Source organism: Schaedlerella sp., assembly GCF_056796775.1.
In genome coordinates, this window is record NZ_JBQIKP010000007.1 from 22,251 (window position 1) to 46,317 (window position 24,067).

Annotated in this window: 26 protein-coding genes and 3 tRNA genes; 3 read left to right on the forward strand and 26 right to left on the reverse strand. The window is 51.6% G+C overall.

Going from position 1 to position 24,067, the window contains the following annotated elements; translation table 11 throughout:
* Positions 1–32 precede the first annotated feature (32 nt).
* The 4 genes from prmC to rho all read right to left on the reverse strand — a co-directional run bounded on the left by prmC (position 33) and on the right by rho (position 3,649).
* Positions 33–896, reverse strand: coding sequence for a peptide chain release factor N(5)-glutamine methyltransferase (gene prmC / locus ACTOY7_RS05185; RefSeq protein ID WP_160281154.1), 864 nt, complete (start codon positions 894–896; stop codon positions 33–35).
* Positions 893–1,852 (reverse strand): DUF1385 domain-containing protein, encoded by a 960-nt coding sequence (locus tag ACTOY7_RS05190; RefSeq protein ID WP_482670844.1) that lies wholly within the window; start codon positions 1,850–1,852, stop codon positions 893–895. Before ACTOY7_RS05190 ends, prmC begins: the two co-directional genes overlap by 4 nt.
* Positions 1,853–1,925: 73 nt before the next feature.
* Positions 1,926–2,126, reverse strand: coding sequence for a 50S ribosomal protein L31 (rpmE, locus tag ACTOY7_RS05195; RefSeq protein WP_004079233.1), 201 nt, complete (start codon positions 2,124–2,126; stop codon positions 1,926–1,928).
* A gap of 173 nt (positions 2,127–2,299) precedes the next feature.
* Positions 2,300–3,649, reverse strand: coding sequence for a transcription termination factor Rho (rho, locus tag ACTOY7_RS05200; RefSeq protein ID WP_160281156.1), 1,350 nt, complete (start codon positions 3,647–3,649; stop codon positions 2,300–2,302).
* Between the two features lie 428 nt (positions 3,650–4,077).
* Here rho and mnmL point away from each other — a divergent pair, with 428 nt between their 5' ends.
* Both mnmL and ACTOY7_RS05210 read left to right on the forward strand, forming a co-directional pair.
* Positions 4,078–5,025 (forward strand): tRNA modification radical SAM protein MnmL/YtqA, encoded by a 948-nt coding sequence (mnmL, locus tag ACTOY7_RS05205; RefSeq protein ID WP_160281952.1) that lies wholly within the window; start codon positions 4,078–4,080, stop codon positions 5,023–5,025.
* Entirely contained in the window at positions 5,018–5,530 is a 513-nt protein-coding gene (locus ACTOY7_RS05210) for a DUF4364 family protein (protein ID WP_160281951.1), read from the forward strand. The genes mnmL and ACTOY7_RS05210 overlap by 8 nt, the downstream gene beginning before the upstream one ends.
* 23 nt (positions 5,531–5,553) lie before the next feature.
* Here ACTOY7_RS05210 and ACTOY7_RS05215 read toward each other — a convergent pair whose 3' ends face one another.
* From ACTOY7_RS05215 to ACTOY7_RS05225, 3 genes are all read right to left on the reverse strand, one after another.
* Entirely contained in the window at positions 5,554–6,873 is a 1,320-nt protein-coding gene (locus ACTOY7_RS05215) for a replication-associated recombination protein A (RefSeq protein ID WP_300884591.1), read from the reverse strand.
* 127 nt (positions 6,874–7,000) lie between these two features.
* Complete coding sequence (locus ACTOY7_RS05220; protein ID WP_300884590.1) at positions 7,001–7,723, reverse strand: tRNA threonylcarbamoyladenosine dehydratase; 723 nt, start codon at positions 7,721–7,723, stop codon at positions 7,001–7,003.
* A gap of 87 nt (positions 7,724–7,810) precedes the next feature.
* Positions 7,811–8,533 carry a polysaccharide deacetylase family protein gene (locus tag ACTOY7_RS05225; RefSeq protein WP_300884589.1) on the reverse strand — a complete coding sequence of 241 codons (723 nt, stop codon included), beginning with the start codon at positions 8,531–8,533 and terminating at the stop codon, positions 7,811–7,813.
* Between the two features lie 112 nt (positions 8,534–8,645).
* Between ACTOY7_RS05225 and ACTOY7_RS05230 the strand changes: the two genes are divergently transcribed.
* On the forward strand, positions 8,646–10,019 hold the full coding sequence (locus tag ACTOY7_RS05230) for an MATE family efflux transporter (RefSeq protein ID WP_394682696.1): 1,374 nt from the start codon (positions 8,646–8,648) through the stop codon (positions 10,017–10,019).
* Between the two features lie 198 nt (positions 10,020–10,217).
* Here ACTOY7_RS05230 and ACTOY7_RS05235 read toward each other — a convergent pair.
* The 19 genes from ACTOY7_RS05235 to ACTOY7_RS05325 all read right to left on the reverse strand — a co-directional run bounded on the left by ACTOY7_RS05235 (position 10,218) and on the right by ACTOY7_RS05325 (position 24,029).
* Positions 10,218–10,290: transfer RNA gene (locus tag ACTOY7_RS05235), tRNA-Thr, on the reverse strand.
* Positions 10,291–10,395: 105 nt separating this feature from the next.
* The gene (gene dtd / locus ACTOY7_RS05240; protein ID WP_160281946.1) at positions 10,396–10,842 is read right to left on the reverse strand and encodes a D-aminoacyl-tRNA deacylase; all 447 of its coding nucleotides are present in this window, start codon (positions 10,840–10,842) and stop codon (positions 10,396–10,398) included.
* Positions 10,839–11,468 carry a sigma-70 family RNA polymerase sigma factor gene (locus ACTOY7_RS05245; RefSeq protein WP_160281945.1) on the reverse strand — a complete coding sequence of 210 codons (630 nt, stop codon included), beginning with the start codon at positions 11,466–11,468 and terminating at the stop codon, positions 10,839–10,841. Before ACTOY7_RS05245 ends, dtd begins: the two co-directional genes overlap by 4 nt.
* A gap of 94 nt (positions 11,469–11,562) precedes the next feature.
* The gene (gene rlmB / locus ACTOY7_RS05250) at positions 11,563–12,366 is read right to left on the reverse strand and encodes a 23S rRNA (guanosine(2251)-2'-O)-methyltransferase RlmB (RefSeq protein WP_394682697.1); all 804 of its coding nucleotides are present in this window, start codon (positions 12,364–12,366) and stop codon (positions 11,563–11,565) included.
* Positions 12,367–12,385: 19 nt separating this feature from the next.
* Complete coding sequence (locus tag ACTOY7_RS05255) at positions 12,386–12,832, reverse strand: Mini-ribonuclease 3 (RefSeq protein ID WP_394682698.1); 447 nt, start codon at positions 12,830–12,832, stop codon at positions 12,386–12,388.
* Complete coding sequence (gene cysS / locus ACTOY7_RS05260) at positions 12,817–14,223, reverse strand: cysteine--tRNA ligase (RefSeq protein ID WP_160281943.1); 1,407 nt, start codon at positions 14,221–14,223, stop codon at positions 12,817–12,819. Before cysS ends, ACTOY7_RS05255 begins: the two co-directional genes overlap by 16 nt.
* Positions 14,224–14,344: 121 nt before the next feature.
* A complete protein-coding gene (gene epsC / locus ACTOY7_RS05265; RefSeq protein ID WP_300884583.1) occupies positions 14,345–15,013 on the reverse strand; it encodes a serine O-acetyltransferase EpsC in 669 nt (222 codons plus the stop codon).
* Positions 15,014–15,088: 75 nt separating this feature from the next.
* Positions 15,089–16,255 carry a GNAT family N-acetyltransferase gene (locus ACTOY7_RS05270; RefSeq protein ID WP_300884582.1) on the reverse strand — a complete coding sequence of 389 codons (1,167 nt, stop codon included), beginning with the start codon at positions 16,253–16,255 and terminating at the stop codon, positions 15,089–15,091.
* 34 nt (positions 16,256–16,289) lie between these two features.
* On the reverse strand, positions 16,290–16,850 hold the full coding sequence (gene ispF / locus ACTOY7_RS05275; RefSeq protein ID WP_482670846.1) for a 2-C-methyl-D-erythritol 2,4-cyclodiphosphate synthase: 561 nt from the start codon (positions 16,848–16,850) through the stop codon (positions 16,290–16,292).
* Between the two features lie 102 nt (positions 16,851–16,952).
* Complete coding sequence (locus ACTOY7_RS05280) at positions 16,953–17,387, reverse strand: hypothetical protein (RefSeq protein WP_160281940.1); 435 nt, start codon at positions 17,385–17,387, stop codon at positions 16,953–16,955.
* 108 nt (positions 17,388–17,495) lie between these two features.
* Positions 17,496–17,569 (reverse strand) — tRNA-Met (locus ACTOY7_RS05285).
* A 22-nt stretch (positions 17,570–17,591) separates the two neighbouring features.
* Positions 17,592–17,664, reverse strand: a tRNA-Val gene (locus ACTOY7_RS05290).
* A 170-nt stretch (positions 17,665–17,834) separates the two neighbouring features.
* Positions 17,835–18,347 carry a dCTP deaminase/dUTPase family protein gene (locus ACTOY7_RS05295; RefSeq protein ID WP_300884580.1) on the reverse strand — a complete coding sequence of 171 codons (513 nt, stop codon included), beginning with the start codon at positions 18,345–18,347 and terminating at the stop codon, positions 17,835–17,837.
* Complete coding sequence (nrdG, locus tag ACTOY7_RS05300; RefSeq protein WP_394682701.1) at positions 18,335–18,823, reverse strand: anaerobic ribonucleoside-triphosphate reductase activating protein; 489 nt, start codon at positions 18,821–18,823, stop codon at positions 18,335–18,337. The genes ACTOY7_RS05295 and nrdG overlap by 13 nt, the downstream gene beginning before the upstream one ends.
* Positions 18,824–18,825: 2 nt before the next feature.
* Positions 18,826–20,946, reverse strand: coding sequence for an anaerobic ribonucleoside-triphosphate reductase (nrdD, locus tag ACTOY7_RS05305; protein ID WP_160281937.1), 2,121 nt, complete (start codon positions 20,944–20,946; stop codon positions 18,826–18,828).
* A 157-nt stretch (positions 20,947–21,103) separates the two neighbouring features.
* On the reverse strand, positions 21,104–21,259 hold the full coding sequence (locus ACTOY7_RS05310) for a hypothetical protein (protein ID WP_160281936.1): 156 nt from the start codon (positions 21,257–21,259) through the stop codon (positions 21,104–21,106).
* 50 nt (positions 21,260–21,309) lie between these two features.
* Positions 21,310–22,236, reverse strand: a complete 927-nt coding sequence (gene metA, locus ACTOY7_RS05315) for a homoserine O-acetyltransferase MetA (RefSeq protein WP_160281935.1) — start codon at positions 22,234–22,236, stop codon at positions 21,310–21,312.
* Positions 22,214–23,593, reverse strand: coding sequence for an AI-2E family transporter (locus ACTOY7_RS05320; RefSeq protein WP_394682704.1), 1,380 nt, complete (start codon positions 23,591–23,593; stop codon positions 22,214–22,216). The genes metA and ACTOY7_RS05320 overlap by 23 nt, the downstream gene beginning before the upstream one ends.
* Positions 23,594–23,711: 118 nt before the next feature.
* On the reverse strand, positions 23,712–24,029 hold the full coding sequence (locus ACTOY7_RS05325) for a DUF1540 domain-containing protein (RefSeq protein WP_160281955.1): 318 nt from the start codon (positions 24,027–24,029) through the stop codon (positions 23,712–23,714).
* Positions 24,030–24,067: the final 38 nt, after the last annotated feature.

The window sequence follows — 24,067 nt, forward strand, 5'->3', positions numbered from 1 at the left end:
GACCAGGCGTGCCCTGTAACTCCAAATCTCCACTATCCATCATACACACCGGATACCACCCGGTCAAGCCCTGCCAGATCTTTTTTTACGGAAATCCTCTGAAATCCGGCCTCCCGCATCCATTCTCCGACCGCCTGTGCCTGGTCATATCCAATCTCCAGCATGAGATACCCCTTCGGCAGCAAATGCTCCGTACTCTCCCGAATGATCCTCCGGTAAAAATCCAGTCCGTCCGCTCCGCCGTCCAAAGCCATGAGCGGATCATGTGCCCTCACCTCTTCCTGGAGCGTCCCAATCTCTCCGGTTCGGATATAAGGCGGGTTGGAGACGATCATAGAAAACCTGCCGTCTATCCTTTCAAACAAATCACTCCGGCAAAATACCGCTTCTGTTCCCAGAATTGCCGCATTTTTTCCGGCAACCTCCAACGCCTGCTCCGACAGATCCGCGCCTGTCCCATATATGAAGTCACACCCGCATTCCCGTTGCGTCAACTTCAGAATACTCAGCAGAATACAGCCCGAACCGGTACACATATCCAGCAGCGTGACCGTTCCCTTTTCCTTTTTCAGAACCGACAGCGCTTCCTCTACGAGAATTTCCGTATCCTGCCGCGGGATCAGCACATGCTCATTGACCAGAAACGGAAATCCCATGAACTCCTGTACCCCTGTCAGATGCTGCAGTGGGATCCGCTGCCCTCTTTTTTCGATCAATGTGAAATATTTTGTTTCCTGATCCGCATTCAGCTCTCTGCAGCCGTCCGAAAAATAAAGTGCCCGGCTGATACCTGTCACATGCTCCAGCAGATACCAGGCATCCAGCTCCGCTTCGGAAATCCCCTTCTGCCGCAGGATTTCCGTTCCCCTGATACATGCTTCCCGGATGGTCCTCATATTCCCTGCGCCTGCTTTTCTATCATACGGCTGCCGGCGCCAAAGTTTTCCGCCTGATATTCCTTCCAGTCAAATACGGCCTCCACTGCCTGGATCGCCACCTCAATCATGCTGTCGTCGGGCTCCTTGGTAGTCATGTTCTGTACCCACAGACCCGGCTGGCTTAACAGGTTCACCACCGGATTGTCGGTGTTACCCGCCAGACGGATGATCTCGTAAGAGACTCCCGCAATCAAAGGCATCAGCGCGACGCGCAGCACCACGCGCATGATCTGAGATTCCGCCGTGATAAAGAAGCAGAAGATCATGCTGACGATCATAACAAAGAACAAAAAGCTTGTACCGCACCGCTTATGCTGTCTGGAGCTGATTCGGACATTTTCCACATTCAGGTCCAGACCATGCTCGATACAGTTGATGCACTTGTGCTCCGCGCCGTGATACATAAATGTCCTCTGGATGTCCTTCATACGGGATACCAGGGTAATATAGCCCAGAAAGATCATCACCCGGATCAGACCCTCCAGTACGGTCAATACCCCTCTGGACGTGATCACCCGTTTCAGCAGCCCGCTCAGAAAATACGGCAGGACCATAAAGATCCCGATGGCAAGAACGATGGACAGAACCAGGACAAGAGACATGACCAGGGATTCCTTTTTCTCTTCCTTTGCCGCTTCGTCCGCTGTCAGTTCCCGCGCCTCTCCTTCTTCATCCTCGATAAATTCCGCCGAAAACATCAGTGCCTTCATTCCCAGTACCAGAGAATCTATAAAATTAAATATCCCCCGGATAAACGGGATCTTGCGCACTGCCCTGGGCACAAAGCTTTTATGCTCCTGCACGCGGACCTCGATCTCCTGATCCGGCCTGCGGACGCCTACCGCATAACGGTCGCCGTTCTTCATCATAATGCCTTCGAGCACGGCCTGTCCACCTATATTTGAAGATTTCATACTTATCAGCTCCTATATTTCTGAATAAGAAGAGGCTGAGATATATTTACCCCAGCCTTCTGCTTTGTTCCATTTATTTGATACCATATTTCTTATTGAACTTATCAACACGTCCACGAGCCTGTGCCGCCTTCTGCTGGCCTGTATAGAACGGATGGCATTTGGAACAGATTTCCACATGGATGCTCTTGTTGGTGGAGCCTGTTACGAATGTGTTCCCACAGTTACAAGTCACGGTTGCCTGATGGTACTCCGGATGGATTCCTTCTCTCATGTCTTTCACCTCTCTATTTTCAAAATATTCATTATACTCTCCAAAACAACGTTGATATTGTATCATACCGTACAAACTTTTGCAAGAGATTTTCCACGATTCTCACGTGTTTTTCTAAATGTTTTTTAATGTATTTCTAAATTGCGCTCCGATTCAGAGCCGCATCAAAATTCTCAGATAAATTTCTGCCGGATGACCATTCTGGTCAGCTCGTCGTTGCTCTTGGTCCGCGAGAACATGTTCAGAAGGTTGTCCACCGCCTCATCGGACTTCATGCTGTTCAAAGCCTTCCGGATGATGTAGACCGCGTCCTGCTCTTCCTTGTTCAGAAGCAGGTCTTCCCTTCTCGTACCGGATTTTGGAATATCAATAGCCGGGAATACCCGCCGCTCCTGCAGCTTCCGGTCCAGAACCAGCTCCATATTGCCGGTGCCCTTGAATTCCTCATACACCACATCATCCATCTTGCTTCCGGTATCCACAAGGGCTGTCGCGAGAATCGTAAGGCTTCCGCCCTCCCGCATATTTCTGGCTGCGCCGAAGATCCGCTTGGGCATGTGCAGGGCCGTGGGGTCAAGACCTCCGGATAAGGTCCTTCCGGACGGGGGCACGATCACATTGTAGGCGCGGGCCAGACGGGTGATGCTGTCCAGAAGGATCATGACGTCCTTGCCGTGCTCCACCAGACGCTTCGCCCGCTCGATGACCATCTCAGATACCCGCTTATGATGCTCCGGAAGCTCGTCAAATGTGGAATACACCACTTCTACATTGGGACCTGCTATAGCCTCCCGGATATCCGTCACTTCCTCCGGACGTTCATCGATCAGCAGGATCAGAAGATGGATATTGGGATCCGACTTCTTCACAGAAAGCGCGATCTCCTTTAACAGGGTCGTCTTACCTGCTTTCGGCGGGGATACGATCATACCGCGCTGCCCTTTACCGATGGGGGACAGCAGGTCTACGATCCGCATGGCCATGGTACAGCCCGGCGTCTCCATCCGCAGACGCTGGTTCGGAAAGATAGGTGTCAGATCTTCAAAGTTGCGGCGCTTCTGCGCATCGGCCGGACGCATGCCGTTGATCGCTGATACATAGAGCAGGGCGCTGAACTTCTCACTCTGAGTCTTGATCCGGGTATTTCCCATCAGGATATCTCCCGTCTTGAGGCCGAACCGCCTGATCTGGGACGGGGAAACATATACGTCATTTTCACCGGGAAGATAGTTGTCGCTTCGGATAAAGCCGAATCCATCCGGCAGTACTTCCAGGATCCCGCTGGCAGTCTTGCCGCTGTCAAGCTGCTCGATATCCGTAGACTCCTTCTTTTCCTTCATCTCTTCCCTTACTTCTTCTTTTGCTTCCTCCTGGGCCGCTTCCTGATTGTCCTTCTCGTCCTGCGCAAGCATCGCGTCGATCAGGTCGCTCTTCTTCATGGTGGAGACCCCTTTCATACTCCTTGCTTTCGCAAGCTCCTTCAACGTAGCAAGAGGCAGTGATTCATACTTCTCTCTCGTCATAAAATTACCTTTCCTTTCTATATTGCTTCATTATTCGGTTGGTGTCTATGGATTTTTATGGGTCAGATGGCAGAACTGCTGTTGAATACGGTCATATCTGTTCGGATAAAAATGAAAAAATAAAATGACGGTATGGGCAGTTCCTTCTATCTCCTCAAGAATCTTAGTCTGAATTGACTCAAATGAACTAAAACCTGTTTGTATTATACACGAACTCTCAGAAAAAGCAAACCTTTTTTTCAAAAAACTGGCAAATAAAGTATAAATTGTTTGGTAAGCGTAATTTTTCGTATTTCCGGATTCGTCTTGCGCAGTCACTTTAAGCATGATATGATTAGTTACAGGTCACTGACAAACCAGTGCCCTGCAACATAGGATTACTCCATGTGTAAAACTTCTATCAGGACCGGAAAGGAATGGTTGGATTTATGACAGATTCGCATCAGAAGCAGGTCCGCTGGGGAGAAAAGCGTTACCATTCAATGGATTATGATTTAAAGCAGACCTACGGTGAAAAGGTCTATAAAATCACATTGAACGGAGGTATGACCTGTCCAAACCGGGACGGCACCGTCGGACGCGGCGGCTGCATCTTCTGCAGCGCCTCAGGGTCCGGAGATTTTGCCGGCTCCCGTCTGCTCTCCATTACGGAACAGCTCCGGCAGGGAAAGGCGGACCTTGCACTGAAACGCCCCGTGCATTCCTATATCGCCTATTTTCAGGCGTTCACCAATACCTATGCTCCTGTCAGTCATCTAGAACGGATCTTTACAGAAGCGCTCCGGGATCCTGAGGTCAGGATCCTCTCCATCGCGACCCGCCCGGACTGCCTTGGAGAACCTGTACTGGATCTCTTAGAACGGCTTGCCCGGATTAAGTCCGTTTGGATCGAGCTGGGACTGCAGACTATCCACCCGGGCACTGCCGCTTATATCCGGCGGGGCTATGCGCTGCCTGTCTTTGAGCAGGCCGTCCAAAACCTGCGCCGCCGCCGCATTTCCGTGATCGTCCATACCATCCTCTGCCTTCCGGGAGAGACCCGGCAGCAGATGTTCGAGACGCTGGACTATCTGAACCGGAGAGATATCCAGGGGATCAAGCTTCAGCTTCTTCACATCCTGCGGGATACGGACCTTGCCGCCGAATATGAGAGCCATCCCTTCCCGGTCCCGGATATGGCAGAATATATCACCCTGCTGGGAGAATGCATCTCCCGGCTGCGGCCGGATCTCACCATCCACCGCCTGACCGGCGACGGGCCGAAGGAGCTTCTGATCGCGCCGCTCTGGACAGGCAATAAGCGCACTGTACTGAACAGACTGCATCAATATCTGAAAGAACAGGATATCTGGCAGGGAAAGGAATATCATGAATGAAACATTTACCTTATATAAATTGATGATCTTATATCTGCTCAAAAAAGTAAAGTTTCCCCTGGCTACCACGCAGATCTCTGACTTTATGCTGGGAATGGAGTATACCAACTATTTCCGGCTCCAGGAAGCCCTGTCCGAGCTCCGGGAAGCCGGCATGATCGAAGCGGAAAATACATACCGGCGCACGCTCTACCACCTCACCGGCGACGGCGCCAGAACGATCCGTCTTCTCCAGGGAAATATCAACCATGAGATCCGGCGGGATATCGATGCCTTTGTAGAAGAAAATGAATACGACTTACGGGAAGCCATGTCCGTGAAGGCTTCCTATTATCTGAATACCAATCACGAATATGAGGCGCGCTGCCAGATCCTGGAGGGAAAGTACAGCCTCCTGGATCTGAAGCTGACCGTCCCCACCAAGGCCGAGGCGGAATCCATTGTTAAAAACTGGAATCTGTCCAGCCAGGATATCTACGGGGAGCTTCTCACGAAGCTATTATAAGGATCAAAAACAGCGGTCCGCGATCACTTCATCCCCCGCAGACCTGCCAGGTATTCCCTGATCTGTTTCTCATAGCCGGAATCACTGGGCTCATAGAACCTGGCTCCCTGCACTTCATCCGGCAGATACTGCTGCTCCACATAATGTCCGGGGTAATTGTGCGCATACTTGTAGCCGGTCCCCCTTCCCAGGTTCTTTGCCCCTTTATAGTGGGCGTCCTGGAGATGGACGGGAACCGATGTACGGGTTTGGCGCACGCTTTCCCCGGCCGCCGCGATGGCCATGACCGCAGAATTGCTTTTGGGCGCGGACGCCACATACAGGACTGCCTGGGAGAGAATGATCTCCGCCTCGGGCATTCCGATACGCTCCACCGCCTGAGCTGCCGCTACCGCCACCGTCAGCGCCTGGGGATCCGCATTTCCCACATCCTCGGACGCGCAGATCATGATCCGGCGCGCGATGAACTTGATATCCTCCCCTGCGTACAGCATTTTTGCCAGATAATACACCGCCGCATCCGGGTCCGATCCCCGCATGCTCTTGATAAATGCCGAAATCGTGTCATAGTGGTTGTCTCCGGTCTTGTCGTAGTGCACCACACGCTTCTGGATGCATTCCGAAGCCACCTCCAGGGTAATGTGGATCAGGCCGTCCTCGCTGCGGTCCGTGGTCAGAATCCCCAGTTCAATCGCATTGAGCGCGTTTCTGGCATCCCCTCCGGAAATATCCGCCAAGAAATCCAGGGCGTCCTCGTCAATCTCCGCATGGAAGGAGCCCATCCCCTTTTCCTTGTCATACACCGCCCTGCGCAGGATCGTTTTGATATCCTCCTTATCCAGCGCATGAAGCTCAAAGATGCTGGATCTGGACAGCAGCGCCCCATTGACCTCAAAATACGGGTTTTCCGTAGTCGCCCCGATCAGCGTGATGGTGCCGTCCTCCACAAACGGAAGCAGGTAATCCTGCTGTCCCTTGTTGAAACGGTGAATCTCATCGATAAACAGGATGGTCTTTTTCTGATACATCCCCAACACTTCTTTTGCTTCTTGAATGACCTGTTCCATGTCCTTCTTACCTGCGGATGTGGCATTGATCTGCTTGAATTCCGAGCGGGTGGTATTGGCGATCACCTTTGCCAGGGTCGTCTTCCCGGTTCCCGGAGGCCCGTAAAAAATGATGGAGCCCAGCTTGTCCGCCCGGATGGCCCGGTACAAAAGCTTGTCCTTCCCGATGATGTGCCTCTGTCCCGCTACCTCATCCAGGGTTGCGGGCCGCATCCTGGATGCCAGCGGAGACTCCTTTTCCTGCTGTGTTTCTCTCATATAATCAAATAAATCCATGTTCAATCCCTCTTCTTTTGATCACCATTTGGAACCGCCGCAATCTGAAAAACAGACCATATTGATTCCATCACAGTTCCTTATCTGTGACATGTGGCTTTTTCCGATTGCGGTGATTCTTCTTTTTTCAAGTATCAATGCCGGCCAAAGCGCGGATCACTTCCCCCGCGATCAAAAGCCCAGCAGCCGGCGGAACGAAGGAGATGCTTCCCGGTACGGCCCGGCGTCCTTCCTGCGCTTCCTCCGGCATCCGTCCGGAGACATCTACCGGCTGTTCTCTGGAATACAGTACTTTTAAATGTGGAATCCCTCTCGCCTTCATCTCCCTGCGCATCACCTTGCAGAGCGGACAAACACTGGTCTCTGACAAATCCGCAATCTCAAACAGCTCCGGGTGCAGCTTATTTCCCGTTCCCATACAGCTGATCAAAGGAACTCCCTCACGCTGCGCCCATTCCGCAATGGTCAGCTTCGCGGTCACGGTGTCTACCGCGTCCACAATGTAATCCGGCTTCTTTTCAAACAGCCCGGACAGGTCTTCTTTCAGGATAAAGCGTTCGTAAGTCTGAACCCGGATCCCCGGGCAGACGGCCCGGATCTGCTCCTCCATGATCTTGGTCTTATACTGTCCGACCGTATGGTGGTATGCCACACACTGGCGGTTGATGTTGGTCAGAGAAACCTTGTCATTGTCGATCAGGATCAGGCTGCCCACTCCGCCGCGCGCGAGGGCGTCAATGCAGTGAGAGCCTACGCCGCCCACGCCGAATACCGCCACCTCGGCCTTTTTCAAACGCTCCATCGCCTCCGGGCCGATCAGAAGCTCCGTTCTGGAAAATTCATGTATCATCGTTTCTGTTTTCTCCTGTATTTTTTAAGGAGCTGTAGAAAAATAAGTGATACAGACTGCACAGGATATTTCTACAGATCCTGACCGTCACTCTAAGAGCAGTTCGTCAACCGTAACGAATTGATAGCCCTCGGCTTCCAAAAGATCTACGATCCGCAGGGCCGCCCTCACAGAGCTTTTATAACAGTCATGTAACAAGATAATATCATTTTCTTCCACTTCCGTCACTACTTTATTTACAATTTCATCCTCATTTTCCGTAGCCCAGTCCAGTGGATCCACAGTCCACATGACCGGAAGCACATGGATCCTCTGCTCCAGCTTTTTCTGCCACAGGCCGAAGGGTGGCCGCATATATTCCACCGGCGCGCCGGTAATCTCCGAGATCAGGTCGTTGGTGGCCTTGATTTCCTGGTAGGCTACGTTATTGCTCACCCGCGTGATCTCCACATGGTTGTATGTATGGTTGCCCACCAGATGTCCTTCCTCCCACTCTCTCTTCACGATGTCCGCATTATTGCCCGCCTCGATATTTTTCCCGATCAGAAAAAATGTAGCCTTTATGCCGCGTTCCTTCAATCCGTCCAGCAAAAATGGCGTAAACTGCGCGTTCGGACCATCGTCAAAGGTCAGGGCGATCTTCGGCTTTTCCATTTTTTTGTCCGTTTCTTTTTTCGTTCTTTCCGAACGGATCAGATAGAGTGTTTCCCCTGTGTCATTCTGCGCGTTTCCGCCTGCCGCCCCGGGGACGCAGATTCCCAACAGCAGCAGGATATAGATCAATCCGATTCCCTGCATCCATCTTTTCATGATTTGCCTTCCGGTTCCCTTTATTCTTTTCAATATATGCATTGTACTTTTAATTTATTGATGCTATAATGTAATGCGCTGACGCGCAAAATAAAGGAGGTTTATTTCTGAAATGCAGAATACACAGACAAAAGAAAACAAAATGGGGGTCATGCCGGTTCCCAGGCTGTTGATCACCATGTCCCTGCCTATGATGCTGTCCATGCTGGTACAGGCGCTGTACAATATTGTGGACAGTATTTTCGTGGCCCAGATCAATGAAAATGCACTGACAGCCGTGTCGCTCGCGTTTCCGATTCAAAGCCTGATGATTGCCATTTCCGCAGGAACCGGCGTGGGGATCAATGCCCTGCTCTCCCGCAATCTGGGGGAGAAAAAGTTCGAGGACGCGAACCGGGCCGCCAAAAACGGAATCTTTCTCGCCCTTGTCAGCTTCGCGCTCATGGCCCTCATCGGCCTCACCTGCTCCCACAGCTTTTTCCGGCTGCAGACCCGGGATGAACAGATCGTCACCTATGGTACTCAATATCTGACGATCATCTGCATCCTCTCCATCGGAATCTTTATGCAGATGACCCTGGAACGTCTCCTGCAGTCCACCGGAAAGACCGTCTATACCATGATCACGCAGGGGATCGGGGCGATCATCAATATTATCATGGATCCCATCCTGATCTTCGGCCTGTTCGGATTTCCCAGGCTGGAGGTAGCCGGAGCCGCCATCGCCACAGTGACCGGGCAGATCGTTGCCGTTACCCTTTCGGTCTACTTTAACTGTACCAAAAACAAAGAACTGAATCTGAATATGAAAGGATTCCGCCCGGATAAAAAAATCATTGCTACCATCTATCAGGTTGGCGTGCCGTCGATCATCATGCAGTCCATCGGTTCCGTCATGGTATTTGGAATGAACAAGATCCTGCTCATGTTCTCTTCCACCGCCGCCGCGGTGTTCGGCGTTTATTTTAAGCTGCAGAGCTTTATCTTCATGCCGATATTCGGGCTTAACAACGGCATGATCCCGATTATCGCCTACAATTACGGCGCCAGAAATAGAAAACGGATCGAAGCCACCATGAAGCTGAGCATCGGCCTGGCAGTAGGCATCATGTTCGTTGGGCTGGCCGTGTTCCAGATCTTTCCAAAACAGCTTCTGGGCTTTTTCGACGCTTCCGAGCATATGCTGGAGATCGGGGTGCCCGCGCTGCGTATCATCAGCCTGAGCTTTATCTTTGCCGGGTACTGTATCATTGTAGGCTCTGTTTTTCAGGCTTTGGGAAATGGTGTCTACAGCCTGGTTGTATCGGCGGCGAGACAGCTCCTGGTGATCCTTCCGGCGGCATACCTTTTCGCCGTACTGTCCGGTCTGTCCATGGTATGGTGGTCGATTCCCCTTGCAGAGATTGTCTCCGTGGTTCTCTCCACCCTGCTGTTTAAAAGGATCCGGGTTCTGAAAATCGAGCCCCTGGACAATCCTCTTGAATAAAAAGGCTGTATGCTGCATAAGATTGCGTGATCCGTGATACCTCACAGCAATCTCATGCAGCAATACAGTCTTTTTTCTCTGAATCCAATACAGCATTGCGCCATTATTCATCACATAGTGATCCCTGCAAAATAATATAAAAAAAGAAACCTCTCAAGAAAATCAATCTCGAAAGGTCTCCATCTTCATTCCGTATAAAGCTGCCTAGCGGATTTGAACCGCCGACCTCATCCTTACCAAGGATGCGCGCTACCTGCTGCGCCAAGGCAGCCTGCAACATGTCTGAATCTTCCGCTCAAGCCGAAGCATCATGTCACACAACGTTATAAGTATACAATAGAACACTCCGATTTGTCAATATTTTTTTCAGAATTTGTCATATTTTTTCAGAATCGAGCAGAACCGTAAACGGCCCATCATTGACCAGACTGACCTTCATTTCCGCTCCGAAGCTGCCAGTCTCCACAATCGGTACGTTTTCACGGCATTTTGCGATGATATACTCATAAAGCGCATTCGCCTTTTGGGGAGAACCTGCCTCCGTAAAGCTGGGGCGGTTTCCCTTTTTACAATTGGCGTACAGCGTAAACTGGGAGATCAGGAGCAGCTCCCCTTTCACATCCGCCAGGGACAGATTCGTCTTTCCGTTTTCATCCTCAAAGACGCGAAGCCCGGTCAGCTTCCTTACCAGCTTGTCCGCGGTTTCCTCGGTATCCTCCTCGGCAACCCCGATCAATACCAGGAGTCCCTTCCCAATCTTTCCGATTACAGTTCCGTCTACGGATACGCTGGACTGCGTGACCCTCTGTATTACAAATCTCATAATTGTACTCCTGTCCTTTCCAAAAGCTTCCCTGCCTTCGTCTTGATCCGCTGCAGCGCATTGTCGATCGTCTTGGGGCTTTTATTCAGAATTTCCGCAATGGTCCGGTAATCGGTCCCCATCAGATGCAGGTAGAGCACATGGTTTTCCAGCGCGCTCAAAGCCCCTTTCAGATTCTCCACAAAAACTTCCACATACTCTTTTCCGAAATACAGCACCTCCGGATTGTTGTCTACCTCAGACCGGATCTTGTCGATCAGCGGGATCTCCTTGCTCTCGTCATCATCAGCTTCCACCTCATACAGAGACACATAGGAATTCAGCGGCAAATGCTTTTTCCGCCTGGAAGCTTCGATGGCGCTGTACATCTGGCGGGATACGCACAATTCTGCAAAGCTCTGGAAGCTGTTCCCCTGCTCCGGATCAAAATTCTGCACGGCTTTCATCAGTCCGATCATCCCCTCCTGGATCAGATCGTCATTCTCCCCGCCGATCAGGAACATCTCCCTTGCCTTACGGCGCACCATGGATTTATATTTCACCATCAGATAATCCATGATATCCCGCTCCCCTGCTCGAAGCCGGGACAGAAGCTCTTCATCTGTCATCGTATCATATATTCCCAAGTTTTTTCCTCCAGACCCGAAAGCCCTTACTTTTTGACTCATGCGAAGCGTTACAGGCCACACCCTCACCAGGCGCGCGCTGTAACTCAGGCCGTCAGACGCTCTTAAGCATCCGCTGCCGCGCGATCTCATAGGACAGCATCCCGGCTGCCACCGATGCATTGAGGGAATTGATCTCCCCCTTCATCGGGATTCCTGCCAGAAAATCACACCGTTCTCTGACCAGCCGCCCCACGCCTTCCCCTTCATTGCCGATGACCAGGCCGATGGGTCCTGTCAGATTCATCTCACAGGGAACCTTTCCGTCCATGTCCGCGCAGACGAACCAGAGCCCCTTTTCCTTCAGCTCTTCGATGGTCTTTGCCAGATTGGTGACCTTGGCCACCGGGGTATAATTCAGCGCCCCGGCGGATGTCTTGGCCACCGTAGAGGTCAGGCCCGAGGCCCGGCGCTTCGGAATGATCACCCCGTGGGCCCCCATCACATTGGCTGTCCGGATGATTGCCCCAAGGTTATGGGGATCTTCAATATTGTCCAGCAGGATCAAAAAAGGATCCTCCCCCTTTTTCTCTGCCAGCTCCAGCATGTCCTCCACCCGGGCATATTCATAGGCCGCTCCGTAGGCAATGACCCCCTGGTGCTTTCCGGTCGCGGAAATCTGGTTCAGCCGTTCCTTTCCCACAAAATTCAGGATCACATCGTGCTTCTTTGCTTCCCGGACGATGGTACGGATCGGACCGTCCTGGCATCCGTCCAGTACAAACAGCTTGTCCACCGGTTTTCCTGAGCGAAACGCTTCCAGAACGGCATTTCGTCCTTCGATCACCAGAGACTGCTCCTGCTGCTCCTTTTCGTTCCCAAAAGCCCGGCTCCCCGTCCTTTTTTCTGTTTTATCCATATATGATATACTCCTGTTTTCATTCCTTCTCTTTCAGGCTATCCAGCCCGATCTTGACCAGCTCCATCAGACGGGCATACCTTTTTTTCAGAAACAGGTATCCCACCAGCGCCTCAAATCCGGTGGCCCTGCGGTAATCCGTGATGGTCTGGTTTTTTGCCGCGGATACGGACCTGGTATTGCGTCCCCTGCGGTAAATGGCATGCTCCTCCTCCGTCAGATGAGGCTGCATGGCACGCATCATCCGTGACTGGGCGGAAGCCTGCACATAGCTGCTGGTCTCTTCATGCAGCCTGTGAACCTGCTTATTTCCCCTGCTGACCACCATGCTCTTGATGATCAGGTCATAGACGCAGTCCCCCATATAGGCCAGGACAAGGGGCGAATAGCTGTCCACATCCGTCTCCGGAAGCCCCAGCACCTCCCGGATCTGATCATAAAACTCAAATGTTATGCCCTTTTCCATTGCACTCCTTCTCGTGTGTCCTTCAAAATGATCCCTCTCGCAAGCAGCTCATCCCGGATCTCGTCAGCCCTTGCAAAATTCTTTTCCTTCCTTGCCGCCTGCCGTTCCTCGATCAATGCCTCAATATCCGCGTCCAGCAGCTCTTCCTTTTTCTCCACGATGATCCCCAGCACATCCGTCAGCTTCCCGAGCACATCCAGGATTCCCTGCAGGTATTCTTTCGAGCTGTCCCCGTCCGCCGTCGTATTGGCATACTTCACCAGCTCAAATACAGCCGCCACCGCGTCCGCCGTATTAAAATCATCGTCCATCGCTTTCTCGAAGCCCTCCACATACTCCCGAGTCTTCGCAAATGCTTCCTTCTCGGATTCGTTCATGGCCTCCGCCTGTGCGTTTTTCATCAAAAATCTCAGGTTCTCCGCCGCCGTCACGATCCGCTCCAGTCCGTTTTTCGCTGACTCCATCAGCTCTGCGCTGAAATTCAGCGGGCTGCGGTAATGAGCGCTGAGCATAAAGAACCGCAGGACCTGGAGGTCATATTTCTCACTGATCTCACGAACCGTAAAGAAATTTCCGAGAGATTTGGACATTTTCCGATTGTCGATATTCAAAAATCCATTGTGGAGCCAGTATTTTGCAAATTCCTTTCCGTTTGCCGCCTCACTCTGGGCAATCTCGTTCTCATGGTGCGGGAAGATCAGATCCTCTCCGCCTGCATGGATATCAATCTGCTCTCCCAGATATTTTTTCGACATCTCCGAGCACTCGATATGCCAGCCAGGCCGTCCCTCGCTCCAGGGCGACTCCCATGCGGGCTCCCCTTCCTTTTTCGGCTTCCAGAGCACAAAATCCAGGGGATCCTCTTTTTCATCCTCCCCGGTCACAAGAAGGGAACGGTTTCCGGAACGCAGGTCATCCAGATTCTTATGGGACAGTTTCCCATAATCCGCAAATTTTCTGGTACGGTAATATACGGTACCGTTTTTCTCATAGGCAAAGCCCTTGTCGATCAGCGTCCGGATCAACTCGATCATGCCGCCGATCTCCTCCGTCGCAAGGGGATGCGTGGTGGCCGGCTTTACATTCATACCCTCCATGTCCTTCTTGCATTCCGCAATATAGCGTTTGGAAATCTCATCTGCCGTAACGCCTTCCTCGATCGCCTTTTTGATGATCTTGTCGTCCACATCTGTAAAATTGGACACAAAATTCACCTCATATCCCTTGTATTCAAAATATCTGCGGACCGTATCAAACACGATCATCGGCCTTGCATTTCCGATGTGGATAAAATTGTAGACTGTGGGACCGCAGACATACATCTTGACCTTATCCTGCTCTAAAGGCACGAACTCCTCTTTTTTCTTTGACATCGTATTATATAATTTCATCACGCTCTTCCTCTCTTCCTGATCTGTTTCGTAAGAGAACTGCCGGCCTCATGCCGTTTGTCGCCAGACAGCTCCCGTCTGTTTTTTCCAGCCGCGGCTATTCTGCGCCGTTTCTGCGGCATCAATGCTTATGCTGCCAGGAACCCATCCGCTTTTCCATCTCTGACATCTGCTTTTTCAACTGCTGATTCTCCTGCTGCAGCGCCCGGATATCATTCAGCACCGGATCCGGCAGATGCACATGATCCATCTCCGTGCGGGGCACCTTCTGGTTGCCCATCCGGACCACACGCCCCGGAACGCCCACTACGGTACAGTTGGGAGGTACCTCCTCGAGCACCACGGAGCCCGCCCCGATCTTGGAATTTTCCCCGATGGTAAAGGAACCCAGGATCTTGGCTCCGGCGCTGACCATAACATTGTCCTTTAAAGTCGGATGCCGTTTTCCCTTTTCCTTCCCGGTCCCTCCCAGCGTCACACCCTGGTAGAGCGTCACATTGTCGCCGATAATGGTGGTCTCTCCAATGATCACGCCGCTTCCGTGGTCAATGAACAGCCCCTTTCCGATCCGCGCTCCCGGGTGGATCTCAATCCCAGTCTTCCTTGTCGCCCTCTGGGAAATCCACCGGGCCAGGAAATAGTGCTTCCTCCGATACAGCTTATGAGCCACACGGTAGCTTAAGATCACCTTAAAGCTGGGATACAGAAGTACCTCCATATTGGACTTGATCGCCGGATCCCGCTCCCGGATCACCTGGATTTCCTCTTTGATATAAGATATGATTCCCATTTACAACCTCCCCGCGTCCGCGGCCCCTGTCGTCAGGCAAAAGCTCTGATGACAGCGCGCGGCCGCTTGCTTCCTCTATACGATCTCATTCAGCCAGACATTTTTGAGCACCTTCAGCTTTTTCATCTCCGCCTTCAAATGCTCTGTCATGATCACGTCCTCTTCCTGTGCCGCCTCTTCGATCGTCCGGTAACCAAACAACAGGCTCGTCAGAGCGCCGATGGTCAGTACGCCTTCCGAATCCTCTGTCTCCCGCACCCGGACCTTACCGCCGTCGGTCTCTCCGCCCTGAATCCGCCAAACCCGGCTGTTCTGCGGCAGAAAAGGATCCAGCACCGCAAAGGAGCAGTCCATCTCCTGGCCTTCCCGGACTTTCATGCAGGAAAGCATGCTCTCCAGATGAAGGATCCGGGCCATGATCATGGGGATCCTTTTTGTCCCTTTTTCCCATGCATAGAGCTTCACACGGTCTCCTCTGCCCTCCGTCAACGCGAGCACGGCCTGCGCAAACGCCGCCTCATATTCCGGAAGATACAGCGGTTCCCGGATCTCCAGCCCGTCTTCGTCTGCGTAGAGAAAAAAGCCCGCAAGCCTTCCCTCCGCCCGGATCAGCCGGATCCCGCCGTGTTCACTCTGCTGTTCAAAAATCAGTGTATGATAATATTCCTCATTTCGTTCCGCATAGACCTGCCATTTTTCTGTGAAATGCGCTTCCACAAATGCACAGATCTCCCCTGCGTCCCCCATCGACGCATCCTCAAAAGTCACCGTCTTGCAGGAGAGATGTCCGAAAGACAGCATATCCTGCTGCTCAAAGCAGCCTGGATCCGCCCCGCCCTCCTCCGTCTGGCTCTGGTCATATACAAACCGGAAATCATAGGGTGTATAGATCCTTTCCGCGGCCGGCATCAGGAACGTAAAGGGCTCCTTCCTGCCGTACATCTCCTCCATGGCACGGCGCAAAAGCGCTCCCATATAGCCCCGCTTCCGGTAGGCGCATTCCGTGGCGACTCCGACAATATAATGACAGGGCCGGGAATCCTCCTCGATCCACAGGGTATAGGGATTGAGCTGAAGCATGGAGCGGATCCCGCCGTCCTCCTCAATCACAAAAATCTCATTATCCTTTGTCTTAAAATAATAATAATAATCCAAGAATTCTTTGGAATCCTCTGAAAACACAGTTTCCCACAGCTCTCTTGTGTTCCGGTGTTCACCTGGTTCCAGCTTCCGAAGCTCCATCCTGTTTTTGTTTCCTTTTCTGGCCGACACTCTGTCACTCCCTATCCGCAGAAAGCCGCTGACAGCCGGGACAGGATTCACAGGCCCCGCTTCCGGGTGTCACGTCCACACTGCTGTAGTTCATGAACTTCTCCAGAAGGCACACCGCCTGTGCGGAGATTCCCTCTCCCGTACCGGTAAATCCAAGCCCTTCCTCCGTAGTCGCTTTGATATTGACCTGATCAACGGATATCTTCAGCGCTTCCGCAATATTCTTTCTCATCATTTCGATATGGGGCAGCATCTTCGGCTTCTGCGCAATGATCGTCGCATCAATATTTTCTATCAAATACTTCTGCTCGTCCAAAAGCGCTGCCACCTGTTCCAGAAGCCGGATACTGGAGATTCCCTTGTACTTCGGGTCCGTATCCGGAAAATGCATTCCGATGTCTCCCAGGGCCGCAGCCCCAAGAAGCGCATCCATCACCGCATGGGCCAGCACATCCGCATCCGAATGCCCCAAAAGCCCTTTTTCATAGGGAATCTTCACTCCTCCGAGTATCAGATCCCTTCCTTCCGTCAATCGATGGACGTCATAACCCATTCCTACACGCATATTCTGTCTCCTTTTTTGATCCGCCCGCAGAAAGGACGTATTTTATTACTGTTCAGAATGGCAGCTTACATATATATTTATACGCAATTCCAAACAGTTAAATCATTTTTTCCATACCGTCGTGTCCGGTCCGACTGTCTGCAGCTGCACCGTTGCAGAGCTGGCCGCTGTCTGCCCGCGCGGCTTCTGTTCCGGCAGGGAAGATCCCTCTGCTCCTTCTGCCTGGTGTCCTTCATTCAACAGGACCATCGGAGCCGTCCGGAACATGGACTGATCCCGGACAGGCATTGCGGAATAAGGCGGGTCCATCTCCAGCGGATACTCCGCCGCCCGCTCCTCCAGCGCTCTTTTTATGACACCGCCCACAAGGATGATCAGGTACACTGCCCCGACCAGGATAAATACGGCTGCGATCCCGCACATGACTTCCTGATTCCCCGGGCGGATCTCCAGGATGGTGTTCAGCAGCGTCACTCCGACAAATATAAGATAGGCTCCCGCCAGCAGCTTCAAAACAAAACCAATTCTTCGACCCAACAATTTATCCTCCGTACAATGTTTCCACAAATCGCTATACCATTATAACATGAAAAATAGTTCCCGAAAAGGAAAAAGAAGAGTTTCCACGAAACTCTTCTTTTACAGTAGCGGAAACTGGATTTGAACCAGCGACACCACGGGTATGAACCGTGTGCTCTAGCCAACTGAGCTATTCCGCCATATATACTTTTGAGAAAATCCTGGGGCCTATAGGGCTCGAACCTATGACCCTCTGCTTGTAAGGCAGATGCTCTCCCAGCTGAGCTAAGACCCCATAACTCTCTGTGGGTTCCTCTTTCCCGAACCCGCTTTGCTATTATACTATTAAGAGAACCAACTTGTCAACACTTTTTTCGATTTTTTTCGCATCTTTTTTTCAAGGCATAAAAGAGGCCGGATTCCACTCAGATCCGTCTGCCTTTGTGAGCGGAATCCGTCCTCTTTCTACTTTGTCGTGCTTCCAAAGCCTCCGTTGCGCACGTCGGTCACATCATCATCGGTTGTGATTCCGTATTCCACAAAGATCCCCTGCATGAATCCTTCCCCCGGGGCAATCTCCACAGTCTTCCCCTCTTTGGAATCATTGGTCAGCTTTGCAAAAATATGCCCTTCATTATCGGAATAAAAATAATCGCTGTCAATGATGCCCACCGTGTTGTTGAGCTGCAGCCGGTACTTGAAGCCCAGTCCGCTCCTGGGGTAGCATTTCAGCACCCAGCCGGCCTCCATCTCCGCCCGGATCCCGGTAGGGATCTTCACGTTCTCTCCGGGCGCCAGGAAAATCTGAACCGGGGCATAAAAATCATACCCCGCGGAGCCTGCCGTCGCCCGTCTCGGAAGCTTCACGGCCTGATAGACCGCAAGAGCGTCCTCACTGCTGTTTTCCGGAAAGGTATCCGCCCAGTCCTTCAAAAACTGTTCCTCACTGACTTTATGAAATTTCGCTATTCTCTGCATATCGTTTCTCCTGCCTTCAGACTCTTTTGTACATCAACCACCTTCTGGTTTCTGCTTCCGCGCCAGGGCAGAAGGGAATCCTTCTGGGCTTCTATATATCTGCCATCCACGACCACATCCAGAAACGGTACTGCCCGTTCCCCTTTGATCTCTTCCCACTGGTACCCGGTATAGAGCCACTGGGTCTTGTCCGGATATTTTGCGCGGATCTCCTTTGCCAGACCTGCGATCGCCCCCCTGTTTCCCGCATACAGCGGATCTCCTCCGCTGTAGGTAATCCCGTTGATATAGCTGTGATCCAACTGAGCAAAAAGCTCCTGCCGGGCAGCATCGTCAAATTCCAGACCTCCCTGTGGATCCCATGTCACCGGGTTATGGCAGCCCGGACAGGCATGGGAACATCCGGCCACCCACAATACGACCCGTAGTCCTTCCCCGTTCAGCATATCATCCTTTGTAATATTATGGTACTGCATGGTTACATACTTTTCCTTTCCGCAATCTCTGCCATCTTCGCCTCATTCAGGCGGGTATCGCCTTTGACCCTTGAATAAGAAAGATAGCCGTTCATCCGGTCGATCTTCGTCAGGTTTTTGCTGCCGCATACCGGACAGACATCCATATCCAGCTCCTCATGGCCGCAGTCATCGCAATAAGCCAGCGACAGGTTCACACCCTCGTAATAGCCCTTCTTCATGGCTCTGCGGACCAGGGCGCGGATGGCCTCTTTATTGTAGCTGACCGGATACTTCACATACTGGATCTTGCCGCCGTTGCTTAAGTTCCAGAAGCGCCCCTCCAGATTCTGCTTCTCGATGGGGGTAAGTTCCTCGCTGACATGGCAGTGGAAGCTGTTGCTCACATACTCCCGGTCCGATACATTTTCAATGATCCCGTATTTCTTTCGGAACTGGTGTACCTGCACGCCGCACAGATTCTCTGCCGGAGTTCCGTAGATGGCATAAAGATGCCCGTCCTCCTTCTTGAACTCCGTCACCCTCTCATTGATATACCGCAGGGTTTCCAGCGCAAAGGCTCCGTCCTCCGCAATAGATTTTTTATTGTAAAGCTGCTGCAGCTCATTCAAGGCCGTGATCCCAAAGGATGCGGTGGCTGATCTCAGCAGCGGCTTGATCTTGTCATACAATCCCAGATGCCCTCCGTAAAAACCGCCTTCGCAGTAAGCCAGCGGATTCGTAGAGGCCTTCATCTCTCCCAGATAATCATAGGTCCTCTGGTGGAGCTTGCGGATCAGGTTCAGATAATAGTCCAGCTCCTCAAAGAAGTCCCGGCTCTCCTGTCTGGCCTTTGCCAAGATCATCGGAAGATGCAGGCTGATGGCGCCGATATTGAACCTTCCCACAAAGATCGGCGTATCCTTTTCATCAGCCGGCTCCATGCCTCCCCGCTCGTACCAGGGGGACAAAAATGCCCGGCAGCCCATGGGGCTGATGATCTTCCCGTACTTTTTGTACATGCTGGGCACATAGCCTTCACCGGTGAGGCTCAGCCAGTCGGGATACATGGTCTTGCTGGAGCATTCGATCCCGGCCTCAAACACGTCCTCCAGTGGACCTCCCGGCCCGTGCAGCTTCTCATCATAGAGGAACACGATCTTCGGGAACAGCACCGGCTTCTTATGACCTGCCTTGCCCTGTCCCTTTTTGCGCACCTCCAGCATGGTCTTAGTCACCAGCTTGCCGTATTCGCTGGTCCGGGTGCCTGCCGTCACGGTGATAAAGGGGTAATCGCCCCGGCTGGAAGAAACCGAATTGAACTTGTACTCCCATCCCTGGAAGCCCTGCTCCATCTCCTTCTCCAGATCCTTCCATGCCACCTCCTGGACCTTCTCCTCTGCCAGTCCCAGATCCCGGTACTTCTGGATCAGCTTCTTGTGAGACTTCTCTGCATAAGGCTCCAGGATCTCGTCCACGCTGGGCACCGTAAAGCCGCCGTACTGCTGGCTCGCCGCGCTCAAGACGATATCTCCGATCACGTCGAAGGCCGTATCCAGTGTCTTAGGCTCGTTGTACCAGAGATTCCCCATCTCAAAGCCCCCGCTCAAGACATTCTGCACATCGAACAGGCAGCAGTTCATGGTATCTCTCCGGGCGGACATGTCATGGATATAGATGTAGCCGTCCCGGATGGCCTGGATCTCCTCCACCGTCAGGAAGAACTTTTTATATAATTCCTTATTCAGTTCGTTAAAAATCAGGCTGCGCTTGGTGGATACAAGCGCGCTGTCCGTATTGCTGTTTTCCTTGTCTCCGATATACATGATAGACTGGCTCTTTTTATAAACCTCATCCAGCATCTGTACGAAATCCTGCTTGTAATTCCGATAATCCTTGTAGCTCTTCGCCACTGCCGGATTGACGGCCTCCAGGGCACTCTCCACCACATTGTGCATCTGCGCGATCCGGATCTCCGATACATTCATCTTCTTCACCCGGTCCTCCACAAACCTGCAGATAAAATCCAGTTCCTCGTCCGTAAATGTGACCAAAGCCCTGTAAGCAGATTTATTCACCGCCACAACAACCTTCTGCACATTAAAATCCTCTTTTGTGCCGTCCTTCTTCACTACACTGATCATGCCCCGCGCCTCCTGTTAAATCCTGCAAATCCCTATATTTAGTACTTATTTTCAAGCTTCCCACTAGATAAAGTGGTTAGTATTTAACAGTGTATCACTTATCCGTATTTCCGTCAACCTGCAAATTTCACAAAAAATCAGTGAAAATTTTTGAACCTTACTGCTGTTCCGACTTTTTTTGTTCCGGCTCTTTTCTTTTGCCTTCTACTGTCTCAATACAATCCACAATTTTATCATTGTCGAACCCCTGCGCTCTTAACCAGTCAATTAAATTCAGAACCTCTTTTGCTGTCATACACTTTAATACCTCCATTTTTATTCTCCTCCTTTCCTCCGTATCTAAACAATTCAAACGGTGCAAAGTCAGCTGAAATCCGGCGCTCCGTACAGGTCATACGGAGTCACCTGATATACATAATAGTTCAGCCAGTTGGAATACAGGTTATTGGCGTGCGACCGCCAGATCAGGTTCGGCTTGTTGTTCGGGTCATTTCCCGGATAATAATTAACCGGCATCTGAATCTCCAGCCCTTTCCCCAGATCCCGTTTATACTCGCTGTCCAGTGTCATCCGGTCATACTCCGGATGCCCCATAACAAAGATCTGCCGTCCCTCCTTTGCCATGCACAAAAAGACCCCTGCCTCCTCGGAATCCGCCAGGATCATCATGCGCTCATCCTGTTCCAGCAACGCCTGGGGCACCTCCGTATGCCTGGAATGGGGCGCGTAAAACACATCGTCAAAGCCTCTCACCAGAGGGATCTTGCGGTTCCGCACGTGATGCGGGAAGATCCCGAATTTTTTTTCCGCCAGGGGAGCCTTGTCGATCCCATAGTGATAGTAGATCCCCGCCTGAGCTCCCCAGCACAGATGCAGGGTGGAGGTTACATTGGTCACGGTCCAATCCATGATCTCCTTTAACTCCTCCCAGTAATCCACTTCCTCAAAAGGCATCTGCTCCACCGGAGCCCCGGTGATGATGAATCCGTCAAACCTTTGTTTTTTGATTGCCTCAAAGGGCTCATAAAACTTGTAAATATGGCTGGTGGACGTGTTCTTGGACACATGGCTGGACACCCGCACAAATGTCACATCCGTCTGCAGGGGCGTATTGGACAGGGAGCGCAGGATCTGCAGCTCCGTATCTTCTTTTAAAGGCATCAGGTTCAAAAGCCCGATGCTGATGGGACGGATCTCCTGATGGGCCGCCCGGTATTCATCCATGACAAAAATATTTTCCTGTTCCAGGACTTCTTTGATCGGCAGGTCATTTTGCACTCTGATCGGCATTTTTCTTTTCCTCGTCTTTCCTCAGTTCATTTTCATTGGAGTGTACGTAGGTTCCGTCCGAATCCACGTAGCTGTACTCATCATAGCAGTTTGTATCCATGGGGAGAGCCTTCTCCTCCAGTCTGTGGTTGATCAGCATCCGTACAATATAATAGATCACGGCAAAGGTAGGTACTCCCAGGATCATCCCCACAAAACCGAACAGTCCGCCACCCAGCAGGATGGAAAATACCACCCAGAACGCGGATAACCCAGTGGAATTGCCCAGGATCTTGGGTCCAATGATATTCCCGTCCAGCTGCTGCAGGATCAGGATAAATATCGCAAAATAGATACCCATCTTCGGGTCGGACAGCATGATCAGTATGGCGCTCGGTATGGCGCCGATATAAGGCCCGAAAAAGGGGATCACATTGGTCACGCCGACGATCACGCTCACCAAAAGCGTATACGGCATCTTCAGTATGGACAGACTGACAAAGCACAGAACCCCGATAATTGCGGAATCAATGATCTTTCCAATGATAAAGCCGCCGAAGATCTCGTTGCTTTTGATCGTCAGATGCAGGATCATGTTCGCCTGGGACGGACGGAATAATGCATAGATGATCTTTTTTGTCTGCATGGAAAAAGTCTCCTTGCTGAACAATACATAAATCGAAACGATAATTCCGATGATCGCATTGAACAGCTCGCTGACCACATTGATAACGCCCTCTGTCAGATTTGTCATGACCACATTGGCCTGGGTCAGCATGTCCGTCTTCATCCAGTTCTGCAGCAGATCCGTCACCTCCCGCAGCGTCCGGGTAAAGATCTGCTCCAGGGTGGAATCCCCGGCCAGCGTTTTCGTAATGAAGTCCAAGGCATCATTGAGCTGCCCCGGCACCGTCACGGCCATATCCCGGATACTCCGGTACAGCTCCGGAATCATCATGTTGCACAGCGCTACGATCACAGCGATCAGAAACATGACTGCCGCCAGGATCCCCACGCTTCTGCTGACCTGGTGCGCCTTTTCAAATTTTGGAAATCTTTTTTTGAGAAACTGACTCAAATGCTGCTCCACAAACTTCATGATGGGATTCAGCAGATAAGCGATGGCTAGTCCGTAGATGATGGGCTTGATCGTACGGACGACCATCCACAAAAGCTTTGAAATATCATCCAGCCGCAGCATTGTAAAATAAAAGATGATCACCAGCACGATCACGATAAACAATGACTTCTCCCGCGTAAGATGCTGCCGCAGCTTGGACTTTTCCTTGCTGCCGAAGCTGGGGCGGTTTATGTAATATCCGCTTTTTTGCTCCGCTGCCTCGCCGTTTTCATTTTTTTGATCCATATCCTGATTCATATTGTAACTTCCTATCCCTTTTATACAGCCGGAAAAAATACGGGAAAATCCGGAGTTTCTCCTGGATTTTCCCGCAGCGCTGTTCTTCACAGCCCAAAAACGCTTCCGGTCACTACGTTCAGCCTTTACAGTCAAAAGTCGCGCATTCCGTGGATTCGCAGCGGCAGGCATTGCTTCCCTCCACGCTGATCTTCCCGGCATGGCATTCGCACTTTTCATTGTACATACAATCCTTCGCCTCGCAGTGGATATTCGTGGAAGCAGAAGCTTCTCCTGTCACATTGGAATACGTATCTCCCGATCTTTCCTGGAAGCTGTCGCAGCAGGTCTCCCTGGCCTGCTTGGCATCGCTCCCGCCGACCTGGATCCGGTCCAGGTCACACAGGAAATTCTTATTGTGCCTGCATGTCTGTACGGTACATTTTAATTCCGGCATCATGATTCCTCCTTTATTATAAAAGTCAGTATCATTAT

Excerpts from the sequence above, each read along its gene's own strand:
- prmC (WP_160281154.1), bottom strand. The coding sequence starts at position 896 with ATGAGGACCATCCGGGAAGCATGTATCAGGGGAACGGAAATCCTGCGG.
- ACTOY7_RS05190 (WP_482670844.1), bottom strand. The coding sequence starts at position 1,852 with ATGAAATCTTCAAATATAGGTGGACAGGCCGTGCTCGAAGGCATTATG.
- rpmE (WP_004079233.1), bottom strand. The coding sequence starts at position 2,126 with ATGAGAGAAGGAATCCATCCGGAGTACCATCAGGCAACCGTGACTTGT.
- rho (WP_160281156.1), bottom strand. The coding sequence starts at position 3,649 with ATGACGAGAGAGAAGTATGAATCACTGCCTCTTGCTACGTTGAAGGAG.
- mnmL (WP_160281952.1), top strand. The coding sequence starts at position 4,078 with ATGACAGATTCGCATCAGAAGCAGGTCCGCTGGGGAGAAAAGCGTTAC.
- ACTOY7_RS05210 (WP_160281951.1), top strand. The coding sequence starts at position 5,018 with ATGAATGAAACATTTACCTTATATAAATTGATGATCTTATATCTGCTC.
- ACTOY7_RS05215 (WP_300884591.1), bottom strand. The coding sequence starts at position 6,873 with ATGGATTTATTTGATTATATGAGAGAAACACAGCAGGAAAAGGAGTCT.
- ACTOY7_RS05220 (WP_300884590.1), bottom strand. The coding sequence starts at position 7,723 with ATGATACATGAATTTTCCAGAACGGAGCTTCTGATCGGCCCGGAGGCG.
- ACTOY7_RS05225 (WP_300884589.1), bottom strand. The coding sequence starts at position 8,533 with ATGAAAAGATGGATGCAGGGAATCGGATTGATCTATATCCTGCTGCTG.
- ACTOY7_RS05230 (WP_394682696.1), top strand. The coding sequence starts at position 8,646 with ATGCAGAATACACAGACAAAAGAAAACAAAATGGGGGTCATGCCGGTT.
- dtd (WP_160281946.1), bottom strand. The coding sequence starts at position 10,842 with ATGAGATTTGTAATACAGAGGGTCACGCAGTCCAGCGTATCCGTAGAC.
- rlmB (WP_394682697.1), bottom strand. The coding sequence starts at position 12,366 with ATGGATAAAACAGAAAAAAGGACGGGGAGCCGGGCTTTTGGGAACGAA.
- ACTOY7_RS05255 (WP_394682698.1), bottom strand. The coding sequence starts at position 12,832 with ATGGAAAAGGGCATAACATTTGAGTTTTATGATCAGATCCGGGAGGTG.
- cysS (WP_160281943.1), bottom strand. The coding sequence starts at position 14,223 with ATGAAATTATATAATACGATGTCAAAGAAAAAAGAGGAGTTCGTGCCT.
- epsC (WP_300884583.1), bottom strand. The coding sequence starts at position 15,013 with ATGGGAATCATATCTTATATCAAAGAGGAAATCCAGGTGATCCGGGAG.
- ACTOY7_RS05270 (WP_300884582.1), bottom strand. The coding sequence starts at position 16,255 with ATGGAGCTTCGGAAGCTGGAACCAGGTGAACACCGGAACACAAGAGAG.
- ispF (WP_482670846.1), bottom strand. The coding sequence starts at position 16,850 with ATGCGTGTAGGAATGGGTTATGACGTCCATCGATTGACGGAAGGAAGG.
- ACTOY7_RS05295 (WP_300884580.1), bottom strand. The coding sequence starts at position 18,347 with ATGCAGAGAATAGCGAAATTTCATAAAGTCAGTGAGGAACAGTTTTTG.
- nrdG (WP_394682701.1), bottom strand. The coding sequence starts at position 18,823 with ATGCAGTACCATAATATTACAAAGGATGATATGCTGAACGGGGAAGGA.
- nrdD (WP_160281937.1), bottom strand. The coding sequence starts at position 20,946 with ATGATCAGTGTAGTGAAGAAGGACGGCACAAAAGAGGATTTTAATGTG.
- ACTOY7_RS05310 (WP_160281936.1), bottom strand. The coding sequence starts at position 21,259 with ATGGAGGTATTAAAGTGTATGACAGCAAAAGAGGTTCTGAATTTAATT.
- metA (WP_160281935.1), bottom strand. The coding sequence starts at position 22,236 with ATGCCGATCAGAGTGCAAAATGACCTGCCGATCAAAGAAGTCCTGGAA.
- ACTOY7_RS05320 (WP_394682704.1), bottom strand. The coding sequence starts at position 23,593 with ATGAATCAGGATATGGATCAAAAAAATGAAAACGGCGAGGCAGCGGAG.
- ACTOY7_RS05325 (WP_160281955.1), bottom strand. The coding sequence starts at position 24,029 with ATGCCGGAATTAAAATGTACCGTACAGACATGCAGGCACAATAAGAAT.